Raw genomic sequence first — 11,556 nt, 5'->3', positions numbered from 1 at the left:
TAGCAAGGGGGGGCCGGGGGGGGTTATTCCCGGAGTTGCGGCGACGGTTGATTGCAATTCTCGCTATGTTTATCTCGACCCTTATGAAGGTGCAAAAGCCGTCGTAGCGGAAGCAGCCAGAAACTTAAGTTGTGTCGGTGCTGAACCTATTGCAGTTACCGATAATCTCAATTTTGGCAGCCCTGAAAAGCCTGTGGGATATTGGCAGTTAGCATCGGCTTGTCGCGGGATTGCTGATGCTTGTCGGGAGTTGAAAACACCTGTGACTGGGGGGAATGTTTCTCTTTACAATGAAACGATCGATTCTGATGGCAATCCTCAACCGATTTATCCAACTCCGGTCATCGGAATGGTGGGATTGATTCCAGATTTGACGAAAATTTGCGGTCAAGGTTGGCAAAAGAAGGGCGATTTAATTTATGTGTTGGGAATTGGAGAAAATGGTCAACAAGATGAATTGACCTTTTTTCAATCGGCTAATTCTGAATTGAGGACTGAAACTCCGAAAAAGTCGGCTTTTGCTACTCTCGGAGGTTCGGAATATTTAGCGACTATTCACGGAATTGTCGCGGGGAAACCGCCAACGATTAATTTTGAATTGGAACGGAAAGTGCAATCAGTTTGTCGCGACGGAATTCGCAGCGGTTGGGTATGTTCGGCCCACGATGCTGCGGAAGGTGGAATTGCGATCGCCCTCGCAGAATCCTGCATCTCTGGTAAACTGGGTGCGGAAATTCATCTGGCTTTCAATTCGGCAAATGTCGGCCGCTGGGATGAAATTCTGTTTGGTGAAATGGGCAATTGCATTTTTGTTTCTGTCGCGCCGGAAAATCAAGGAATTTGGGAAGCTTACCTGCAAGAAAATTTAACCAAAATGTGGCAGAAAATCGGTGTGGTTGGGGGTGCTGATTCGCCTTTGCGGGTGGTGAGTGCCGATAATCTACGGTTGATTGAGGTGGGAATGGGTGATATGGGCGATCGGTTCTATAATGCGATCGAGCGTCGAATTGGATCTGTTTGATTGTCGCTCATAAGTAGCGGTGGTTGAAACCCGGCGGTTAGAAACCGCGTCTACACAGACGAAACCCGCCTCCGCGGGTTGAATTTCTTCAGTCCGCGTAGGCGGACTTTGTTTATGTAGCCGCGGTTTCAACCGCCGGGTTCAATCGCCACGTCAATCACCTAATTCATCTATATAATATGAACAATATCATTCATATAATAAATGATTTGCTGTATCAATCCCGACTGCGAAAAGCCTGAAAACCCCGACGGGCGTACACATTGTATCGATTGTAACATTAAACTCGTCCCCATCCTGCGAAACCGTTACCGCATGATAGAATTCCTCGGTGCAGGTGGCTTTGGCAGAACCTATTTAGCTAAAGATATTGATAAACTCAATCAACGCTGTGTCGTTAAACAATTAGCACCAAAAACCCAGGGAACTTGGGCGATTAACAAAGCGGTAGAATTATTTCAGCAAGAATTCGCATTAAAGGATATCGCAAATTGAAAGCTAAGTAGTAGGGTGCGTCGCCAGAAACAATCTACAAATCAAATCGACTTTTCGAGCAGCGACGCACCGCGAGAATCAGTCAGGTGCGGATCCATCTCAAATCTGCAAATAACATCAAAAATTTCGCAGCGACGCACCCTACAAATTAGCTAAGTAGTAGGGTGCGTCGCCCGAAACAATCTGTAAATCAAATCGACTTTTCGAGCAGCGACGCACCGCGAGAGTCAGTCAATCGATTTTAGATTTTAGATTAAAGTAGCCTTACAATATAACATAGCTATTCATTTCATACATCCCTAAATTTATATGACAATCCAAGAATTAGAAATACAACTCCTGGCCTTAACAGCGATAGACAAAGCTGAGGCCATCAGCATCTTAACTCAAAGCCTGAAAAACAGCGGCCGTCCGATTACAAAAACTCCTGGCGTGATGGGCGGTGATGCTTGTATTGACAAAACTCGCATTCCTGTTTGGTTACTCGCCAGCTATCGCAATGACGGCGCTACCGATGCTTTTATCCTAGACTGCTATCCCCATCTGGGTGCTGCTGATTTGGTAAATGTTTGGGCTTATGCTGAAGCTTATCCTGACGAAATTGATGAAGCAATTCGACAGCAAGATGATGCTGATAAAATCTTAGATACACCTAAAAATATCTAATAAACCTATGGTACGTCTCTATGCAGACGAACAATTTTCCCGACAAGTTGTGCAAAACCTGCGGTCTTTGGGGCATGATTTCCTGACTGTTCAAGAAGCAGGGAATGCTGGACTACCTGATGAGGATGTATTAGCATTTGCCATTAGTTAAAATCGGGCATTTTTGACCATCAATCGGCGCGATTTCTTTCAACTTCACGAGCTGAAGCCTGACCATTACGGTATTATTGCCTGCACGCGAGATGATGATATTCCTAGACTGAGTGCGAATATTAATGATGCGATATCTACTGCTGAAATACTGACGGGAAAAGTGATTCGTGTCTATCGTTCTGGACTGCCTTCCATATCTTAATTTAATTCAATAAACCTTATTGCAAAGATTGGAGATTCTTCGCTTCACTCAGAATGACAAGATAGCGTCAAACTTTGTAAGTTATGCCAAAAAAGACTTTATATAGCCGCGGCCGCACAGATTCCCATGCTGATATAGTATGTCAATCTCACAGAAAAATCAAGAGCGATCGCCCTTAAATTCTAATATTTCAAACAGCCCGTGAAGCGTAGCTATTCCGCAGGAAATCGCCCTCGATATCTTAATCTTTGAAAAAGACCTATTTGCCCCACAAAATCCATCGAGTTCCAATTCCCGAATTACCTCTGCGGGTTTTGGGCCCGATCGCCCGCCGTGAATAAACGCTACCATCAGAGATATCGGCGATCGTCCCCTTAAACGCCCCACATCCCCTGCCAGAATGCCAAACAACTTGGAATTAATGTTCGATCCGTGGCAATATTAAGGAATTATTAAGTTAGGCGACATTTTCGCAAACAAAACTTCCCCCAGAAGATAGTCCCGCTCGCATACCATCCCATTACAAGCCAACCCATCTATGATTCCCAACCATTCCTTCGAGGCTGACGAGTATTCTAGCAAACCCGACAAGCCCGAGGAAGCTTGCGGCGTTTTCGGTATCTACGCACCGGGTGAAGATGTCGCCAAGTTGACCTACTTCGGCTTGTATGCTTTGCAGCACCGAGGTCAGGAATCCGCCGGAATTGCTACTTTTGATGGTGAAACAGTCCACCTGCACAAGGATATGGGACTGGTTTCCCAAGTTTTCAACGAATCGAGTTTAGGTCATTTGCCCGGTAACTTAGCCGTAGGCCACACTCGTTACTCTACTACGGGCTCGTCGCGGGTGATTAACGCTCAACCTGTGGTTGTCAAAACCCGTTTGGGAAGTCTCGCTCTAGCACATAACGGAAATCTTGTCAATACTAAAGAATTGCGGGAAGAATTGCTGTCTCGCAAGTGCGAGTTTGTCAGCACCACGGATTCCGAGGCGATCGCCGTGGCGATCGGTTGGGAGGTAGACCAAGGTAAAGACTGGCTGGAAGCTGCGATCAGTGCCTTTGCTATGTGCCAAGGAGCCTTTAGTTTGACGATCGCCACCCCAAAAGGTGTTATGGGAGTCCGCGACCCCCACGGTGTCCGCCCGCTGGTAATTGGCACTCTGCCCACAACTCCGGTACGCTATGTTTTAGCATCGGAAACTTGCGGATTGGATATTATCGGTGCTGAATTTTTGCGGGACGTAGAACCGGGAGAATTAGTTTGGATTACAGAGGAAGGTATAGCTTCTTTCCACTGGAGCCAGCAGCAAAAACGCAAACTTTGCGTCTTTGAAATGATCTATTTTGCTCGGCCAGACAGCATTATGGAAGGTGAAAATTTGTACACCTATCGATTGCGGTTAGGGCGTTTGTTGGCAGCAGAATCTCCGACAGATGCTGATATAGTCATCGGTGTTCCCGATTCTGGCATCCCAGCGGCGATCGGCTTTTCCCAAGCTTCCGGCATTCCCTACGCCGAAGGATTGATTAAAAATCGCTACGTCGGACGCACTTTTATTCAACCGACTCAGACAATGCGCGAGTCAGGAATCCGCATGAAACTCAACCCTCTCAAAGATGTGTTGGAAGGAAAGCGGGTAATTATTATCGACGATTCCATCGTCCGCGGCACTACCAGCCGCAAAATTGTCAAAGCCTTGCGGGATGCGGGCGCAACCGAAGTTCACATGAGAATTTCTTCGCCGCCGGTGACTCATCCTTGTTTTTACGGTATCGACACCGACAATCAAGATCAGTTGATTGCTGCTACTAAGTCGGTCGCTGAAATTGGCGTTCAAATTGGGGTGGATTCCTTGGCTTTCTTGAGCCGGGAAGGAATGCTGAGTGCGACTAACGAAGACACGAAAAGTTTTTGTTCGGCGTGTTTCACCGGCGATTATCCGATCGAGATTCCGGCTATGGTAAAACGGGCGAAGCTCATCCTAGAAAAGGCTACCACCTAGAAAACCGAACAGCGAGAAAGCGATCGCCAGTCAGTAGATTTTAGATTTTAGATTTTAGATTTTAGATTTACACGGCCCGCACAGTAAATCTGATATCTCAAACTTTAGTCTAAACTTTTGTTGTATCTACGACGATTGTTTAGCGCTTCTATCCGTTTTTCGGTAGATAGCTTTCCGCGATTTGTGGATTGAAAAAAAAAATCTGGTAAGTCATTGCCAGAGTGTGTGTAGAAATGTTAAATTAACTTAGCTCTAGCAACTCTGGCAGAATTTGTGAACTGTAGGGAGCGATCGGCTGGGTAGAACTTGCGTGAAACCCAAAATTCTGATTTGAGATTTGGGATTGGAGAAAAAATCTAAAATTCTTGAATTCTTTAATCGATCGCCTCAACCTACACTCTCGTTGACAAGACCTGCTGGAAATGTTGTATGCTACCTGCGAACTGGAGATAGTTCCTCCAGAAAGTGCGATCTCAAATTGAAGTCGCATTTCGTACCAACAACGGACACATAGGATTTTTTTAGATAACAGGGTCGATCGCGCTAAATCTCCCCACACCAATATTCTACAAGCCAACTTGCTTGAGAATCGCGGGCGGGCTATTCATGCGGAACTAAAGAACTTTAGAAACCCTTGCAGAGTAAAAAATATGGCTCCTTGCGGGCTGAAAGTGAATGTTAAAAGGCGGAATGCGGTTTCTCAAGTCAGCTTAAATCGGAAACTTCGTGCAATTAGATACTGTTCTCAATCAGCCGAGCAATAAAAGCTCATCCTCTCGTACAAAAGAGTTACCTTTTACTCTTGGTGATGTCAAAGCAGCCATTCCAGCCCATTGTTTTGAACCCTCGGCTTGGAGATCTCTAGCTTATTTCTTTTTGGATCTTGGAATTATCGCAGGTTTATACGCGATCGCCTACACCCTAGATTCCTGGTTATTTTATCCAATCTTCTGGTTGATGCAGGGAACCATGTTTTGGGCATTGTTTGTAGTCGGGCACGACTGCGGGCACGGTTCATTTTCTAAGAGCAAATGGCTCAACAACCTGATCGGACACCTTTCCCACGCACCCATTCTCGTACCCTTCCACGGTTGGCGGATCAGCCACAGAACCCACCACGCCAATACAGGCAGCTTGGACAACGATGAAAGCTGGTATCCTGTGTCGGAAAGCAAATACAATCAAATGCCCTGGTACGAGAAGCTGGGACGTTTCTATTTGATGTTATTTGCCTATCCAATTTATCTGTTTCGGCGATCGCCCGATCGGGTAGGTTCTCATTTCATGCCCGGTAGCCCGATTTTCCGTCCTTCCGAAAAAGCGGACGTATTGACGAGTTCCGCATCCTTGGTATTGATGGTAGCCTTTTTAGGCGCCTTAACCTATCAATTTGGTTGGCTGTTTTTACTGAAGTTCTACCTAGTTCCCTACGTAATCTTCGTAATGTGGCTGGATTTGGTAACATTCCTGCACCACACAGAAGCCGATATTCCCTGGTATCGCGGAGATGACTGGTATTTCCTCAAAGGTGCGCTATCTACGATCGATCGCGATTATGGAATCATCAATTCCATCCATCACGACATCGGGACCCACGTCGCCCACCACATTTTCTTGAGCATCCCACACTATCACTTGAAAGAAGCAACAGAAGCCATCAAGCCAGTGTTGGGCGATTATTATCGCAAATCAACCGATCCAATTTGGAAGAGCTTTATTCGCTCTTACTGGGATTGTCACTTTGTCTCCGATACAGGTTCTGGAGTTTACTACGAATCGCCTAACTCTCGGAAATCTGCTGAAGTTAAGTAACTTCTAATCAACAATATAATACCTAAAAACCCGGCTTGTTAAATAAACCGGGTTTTTTATTTTATTAGATAAGATTGCGATCGTGCCTCAACTATCCTGAAATTATCTGCGTTTATCTGCGTCGATCTGCCTTGAATCTGCGGTTGAAGGATCGATCGAAGACTTATGCAATTGCTCGTCTATGTTTGTTCGCGCTAAAATTCAATATTACAGATTACCTTGAAGCCCGATCGCAGTTGCGATCGTCCACGCATCCACCAACAGCAGTAACAGCGTACATCCGAGCAAAATCAGATACATCCAAGGCTGAGACAAAGGGCGAACATCTCTAGTATCAATACCCGTTTTCGCTTCCACCAAACGCACTAATTTACCAAATCCAGCCACCCGCATCGGTAACAAATAACCTTCACCCCCATGACTCAGAAAATAGTACACTAAACCTCCTTGACCGGTCGATCGAGGTTTAAGAGCCTTTACCTCAGTCCAAGGAAGATTCCAACCCCTGCGAAACACGCGCGGAAACCACTTCGGATAGGTAACTTCAATCCCCTCTTCGCTGAGGATTACCCGTTCGCTGAGCACGCCGTAAAGGCCCGCTGCGCCGATCGCAATTGCCGCCCACAGTGCAGCGGGCGGAACCGCTGCTTTCGTTACTTCCGACAAAAACGGTAACGGAATACTCAGGGCGAAGTACAAGCTCAACAGCGTGATTCTAATCAGGGGAGAAAGCCGGAATACTGCCGGCTCAAATACTGGGGGGGAAGATGGGGAAGATGGGGAAAGTGCGATCGGTTCTGCTGACATGGCTGAAATTATAGCAGTGGACAGTGGACAGTTGACAGTTGACAATTGCAGAACCCGAATCAAATCATTGATGCAGCACGGGTATCGGCTATATTCATGAAGTTTTGAGCCGTAGGGTGGCCAGCCATTAAAAATCCCCCAATAAAAATCGCTCGTCTGATAGCGACGCACCTATACTCTTGAAGAGTCGAGCAAACAAACTCAATAATTATGTACCAATACTTGAAAGAAATGGTATAAGGTGCGTCGCCACTCCCCAAGCCGATTAAATGGGAGGGATTGTTGATGGATCCGCACCCTACAAATACTCAGGCAAATATGCAAAATATGACTATATTTGCAGTGTTGAGTTTCGATCTAAAATTCAATTCAGAAACTTTGATTCTTAAGTGTTGAGTTTTTACCTGAAAGAATTGGTTTAAAGCCCGCCCGCCTTGTCGGGAAAAATTAAGATCGGACTATTCATTACTCCAATCCTCTTCATTCTAGGTAGAGGTCGCTCTCAAGCTGTCAACTGTCAACTGTCAACTGTCAACTGTCAACTGGATGAACGCTTTGCAGAAGTTGGAATCTTGAGTACCCAGTTATCAATTTACTGACAATTGATAACTCAAAACTCACAACTTATATTAATCAACGGCTGTTAATGCGGGTACTGTCAAAGGTTCTGAGATTTCTCGGGATTTGGGGCGGCCGGCAGTTACTGCGCGATCGCCCATACCACCACCTCGCGATCTGTTAGGATTGATTGCAGAATACGGGCCTTCGTTAATCTGCAAGCGATCGCAAGGAATTTTATCCGACAAAATTGCACTGGCCATCATCCCGGTGTGAATTTCCAATGCTGCGGCCCGCATCGCTTCAAATACTAAACGCTGTCCGGGAAACACCACTCGTTCAAAATACCAGTTAGGAATGTTGCAGATGCGAGCAATCTGAATTTGACTCGTGGCGTTGACGTAGCAGCAGAGAATTTTGCTGTCGGCGTCTGAGGGTACTGGGTCAAGAATTTGAGCCATAAATGCTGAGGGGCTTTGCCTAAAAGTTTTAGTTATCTTCTCAGGCTAACATCTTGCGATCCCGGCCTACTGTAAAGCCGACTACCAACTGAATAACAGATGAGAGACCGATCGCACCTGATACTTCTCTTTACCAAAAAAAATACCAGATTTTTGACTTATTCCGGCTATTTTCGGTCAATATACGCTGTATTTGCTCAAAATTTCACTTTTTTCGGCTGCGATCGCCCACCGACACCGACCAGCTCACCCTTAAGCCTCTTAGCAAAATTTAAGAATATTTAATATTAAATTGCGAAAATTAGATTGAATGTAAAGTTATATTAAAAGAATATAAACATAGTTAAAAAAGTTCCACATTAGGATATGGCAATCATGGAAAGCCGAGAAAACCGAGTTTTGTACGTTCGCCTCCCTTGCAATCCGATTTTCCCGATCGGAGTTGTCTACCTTTCGGATCACGTGCACAAGCTGTTTCCCGATGTCCAACAGCGGATTTTCGACTTAGGCGCGGTGCCCCCGCTCGATTACGCTAAAGGTTTGGATGCGATCGTCGATGAGTTTAAGCCAACGCTGTTAGTTTTCTCTTGGCGGGACATTCAAATTTACGCGCCCGTCGGCGGTAGAGGCGGAAATCCGCTGCAAAATGCCTTCGAGTTTTACTACGCCAAAAATCTCCTAACCAAGTTCCGGGGAGCTCTCGGAGGATTGCGTTTAGCCACGTCCTACTACACCGAACTCTGGCGCAATCTGGGACTGCTTAAGCGCGGATTGAAGCGGGCCCGGAAATACCATCCGGAAGCGCGTGCAGTCGTCGGTGGCGGTGCTGTCAGCGTGTTTTACGAGCAGTTGGGCCGCAGCTTGCCGGCCGGGACTGTGGTTTCGGTGGGCGAAGGTGAAGCTTTGCTGGAGAAGTTGATTAAGGGCGAAGATTTGGCGCAGGAAAGGTGTTATGTGGTAGGAGAAACTGTACCGCGCGATCGACTAATTCACGAAAAGCCAGCCAACATCGAGAAAACTGCCTGCAACTATAACTACATCGAGAGCATCTGGCCAGAATTTTCCTATTATCTACAGGATATGGACTTCTACCTCGGAGTCCAAACCAAGCGCGGCTGTCCTCACAATTGCTGTTACTGCATCTATACGGTGATTGAAGGGAAGCAAGTGCGGATCAATCCGGCGGATGAGGTGGTGGCGGAGATGCGCCAATTGTACGATCGAGGTATCCGCAACTTCTGGTTTACCGACGCCCAATTTATCCCGGCGCGCAAATTCATCGATGATGCGATCGAATTATTGCAAAAAATCATCGCCGACGGCATGACAGACATCCACTGGGCTGCTTACATCCGCGCGGACAATCTCACACCCGAATTGTGCGATTTGATGGTAAAAACGGGAATGAATTACTTTGAAATCGGCATCACCAGCGGTTCCCAGGAACTGGTTCGCAAAATGCGGATGGGCTACAACTTGCGAGTAGTTTTGGAAAATTGCCGCGATTTAAAAGCCGCCGGTTACAACGATGTGGTTTCGGTAAATTACTCATTCAACGTCATTGACGAAACCCTTGAAACCATCCGCCAAACTATTGCCTATCACCGAGAATTAGAGCGAATTTTCGGAGTCGATAAAGTAGAACCAGCGATTTTCTTCATCGGGTTACAGCCGCACACAATTTTAGAAGAATACGCCTTCAAAAAAGATATTCTGCAACCCGGTTACGACCCGATGAGTTTGATGCCTTGGACAGCGCGCAAATTGCTGTGGAATCCCGAACCTTTGGGCTCGTTTTTCGGAGAAGTTTGTTTAGAAGCTTGGCAGCGAAATTCCAATGATTTCGGCCGCGAAGTCATGGCAATTTTGGAAGAGAAATTGGGTTGTGCCGATTTGGAAGAGGCTTTGACTGCACCAGTTGAAGTTAAAGATAAACAGTTGACGAAAGTTAGTTAATCCCAGGTTCGTAGTGAGGACTTCAGTCCTTCCAAATTAAGATAAGCCGGACTAAAGTCCTTACTACGAACCTAATTTTTTTCACATTGTCAACACTTGGAAAACAGAATCATAAATAGGAGATAAACATCATGACTTTTATCGACCCCAGAACGGATTTTGCATTTAAAAGAATATTTGCTTCCGCAGAAAGTAAACCTATTCTGATTAGCTTTCTCAACGGTCTGATTTATCAAGGCAATCCCACTATTCAAGATTTACAAATGATCGATCCGTATCAAGCCGGAGAAGTTGTGGGATTGAAAGACTCGTATTTAGATGTCAAAGCAACCCTAGATAACGAGACGATCGTGATTATCGAAATGCAAGTTTTGAATGTGAAAGCTTTTGAAAAACGAATTGCCTACAATGCAGCGAAAGCTTACGGAAATCAACTCACGCGGGGCAAGGGGTACTTAAATTTAGACCCGGTAATTGCCATCACAATTACGGATTTTATTTTGTTTGAAAACACCAATAAAATTATTTCGCGTTTTTCTTTTAAAGAAGAGGAAGAACACTTTGATTATATCTGTCCGACAATGACGCTAATTTTTGTGGAATTACCAAAATTCAATAAGTCTGTTGATGAGTTAGAATCTCTAGCTGACAAGTGGATTTATTTTATTAGAGAAGCACCAAATTTGGAAATGGTTCCAGAATCGCTGGAAACAACTGCACCGATTCAGCAAGCTTTTGGTATTGCTAATACCGTGAACCTCAGTCGCAAAGAATTAGATCAATTGGAAGCACAGGTATTTTATATGCAAGATCAGCAACGTTCGAGAGAAGAAAGTTTAGAAACAGGATTAGAAAGGGGTGTGCAGCAGGGCTTGCAGCAGGGCTTGCAGCAGGGCTTGCAGCAGGGCTTGCAGCAGGCGATGCAGCAGAGTTTGCAGCGTCAAATTAATACTGTGATTCGTTTGCTGGAACGAAAGGTGGGAACGTTGGATGAGTCAATTAAATCTAGAATTGGACAGTTATCTAGCGATCGAATCGATAGTTTGACAGAATCTGTGCTTGATTTTAATAGCGCGGATGATTTGGTGAGTTGGTTGCAGGAAATGGGCGATAGCCCTTAAGCAGTTGATAGTTGATAGTCAATAGTTGATATAGGATTCTTGGTGTGGATAGTTCAACAAGATTAGGTAGATTTCACTTATTCAGTAAAAAATAGGATTTCGCACGAAACCCAAAGTTTTTAGAACTTGCTTGAAAACCTCGCTGTCAACTGTCAACTGCGTCGCCCTGAGCCCTTCGACGTAGTTTATCCTGAGCGTAGTCGAAGGGCTCAGAATAAACTACGTCGAAGGGTCAACTGTCAACTGTTCAAGTACCTTTCAATTAGGACGATCGCCACTATATCATCTACAGGCCGCGG

12 protein-coding genes are annotated in these 11,556 nt (G+C 45.5%); 9 read left to right on the top strand and 3 right to left on the bottom strand.

Going from position 1 to position 11,556, the window contains the following annotated elements; all coding sequences use genetic code 11:
• The 5 genes from QT974_RS22180 to QT974_RS34810 all read left to right on the top strand — a co-directional run.
• Positions 1-1,021: AIR synthase related protein (locus tag QT974_RS22180; protein ID WP_333470584.1), on the top strand; the 1,021-nt coding region annotated here is incomplete at its 5' end.
• Between the two features lie 204 nt (positions 1,022-1,225).
• Entirely contained in the window at positions 1,226-1,516 is a 291-nt protein-coding gene (locus tag QT974_RS22175; protein ID WP_333470583.1) for a 4-Cys prefix domain-containing protein, read from the top strand.
• Positions 1,517-1,825: 309 nt separating this feature from the next.
• On the top strand, positions 1,826-2,182 hold the full coding sequence (locus tag QT974_RS22170; RefSeq protein ID WP_333470582.1) for a DUF433 domain-containing protein: 357 nt from the start codon (positions 1,826-1,828) through the stop codon (positions 2,180-2,182).
• A gap of 7 nt (positions 2,183-2,189) precedes the next feature.
• Positions 2,190-2,333: a DUF5615 family PIN-like protein gene (locus tag QT974_RS34815; protein WP_442933202.1), complete on the top strand. Its 144-nt coding sequence runs from the start codon at positions 2,190-2,192 to the stop codon at positions 2,331-2,333.
• A gap of 12 nt (positions 2,334-2,345) precedes the next feature.
• Positions 2,346-2,537 carry a hypothetical protein gene (locus QT974_RS34810; protein ID WP_442933201.1) on the top strand — a complete coding sequence of 64 codons (192 nt, stop codon included), beginning with the start codon at positions 2,346-2,348 and terminating at the stop codon, positions 2,535-2,537.
• Positions 2,538-2,696: 159 nt separating this feature from the next.
• Here QT974_RS34810 and QT974_RS22160 read toward each other — a convergent pair whose 3' ends face one another.
• Entirely contained in the window at positions 2,697-2,948 is a 252-nt protein-coding gene (locus tag QT974_RS22160; RefSeq protein ID WP_333470581.1) for a hypothetical protein, read from the bottom strand.
• A 127-nt stretch (positions 2,949-3,075) separates the two neighbouring features.
• On the opposite strand from QT974_RS22160, the gene purF reads away from it, so the two are divergent.
• Both purF and QT974_RS22150 read left to right on the top strand, forming a co-directional pair.
• Complete coding sequence (gene purF / locus QT974_RS22155) at positions 3,076-4,542, top strand: amidophosphoribosyltransferase (RefSeq protein ID WP_333470580.1); 1,467 nt, start codon at positions 3,076-3,078, stop codon at positions 4,540-4,542.
• Between the two features lie 726 nt (positions 4,543-5,268).
• Positions 5,269-6,354 (top strand): DUF3474 domain-containing protein, encoded by a 1,086-nt coding sequence (locus QT974_RS22150; RefSeq protein ID WP_333470579.1) that lies wholly within the window; start codon positions 5,269-5,271, stop codon positions 6,352-6,354.
• A gap of 207 nt (positions 6,355-6,561) precedes the next feature.
• On the opposite strand, the gene QT974_RS22145 is transcribed toward QT974_RS22150, so the two are convergent.
• On the bottom strand, positions 6,562-7,161 hold the full coding sequence (locus QT974_RS22145; protein ID WP_333470578.1) for a hypothetical protein: 600 nt from the start codon (positions 7,159-7,161) through the stop codon (positions 6,562-6,564).
• A 629-nt stretch (positions 7,162-7,790) separates the two neighbouring features.
• The gene (locus QT974_RS22140) at positions 7,791-8,180 is read right to left on the bottom strand and encodes a DUF1830 domain-containing protein (protein WP_333470577.1); all 390 of its coding nucleotides are present in this window, start codon (positions 8,178-8,180) and stop codon (positions 7,791-7,793) included.
• Positions 8,181-8,555: 375 nt separating this feature from the next.
• Between QT974_RS22140 and QT974_RS22135 the strand changes: the two genes are divergently transcribed.
• Together QT974_RS22135 and QT974_RS22130 are read left to right on the top strand one after the other, a co-directional pair.
• Entirely contained in the window at positions 8,556-10,136 is a 1,581-nt protein-coding gene (locus QT974_RS22135) for a photosystem II high light acclimation radical SAM protein (protein WP_333470576.1), read from the top strand.
• Positions 10,137-10,267: 131 nt separating this feature from the next.
• Positions 10,268-11,257, top strand: coding sequence for an Rpn family recombination-promoting nuclease/putative transposase (locus QT974_RS22130; protein WP_333470575.1), 990 nt, complete (start codon positions 10,268-10,270; stop codon positions 11,255-11,257).
• Positions 11,258-11,556: the final 299 nt, after the last annotated feature.

This window comes from Microcoleus sp. BM001215392 (assembly GCF_036700185.1).
GTDB lineage: Bacteria > Cyanobacteriota > Cyanobacteriia > Cyanobacteriales > Microcoleaceae > Microcoleus.
The sequence above is the reverse complement of the archived record's forward strand: the minus strand, read 5'-3'. Positions and strand labels throughout refer to the sequence as shown.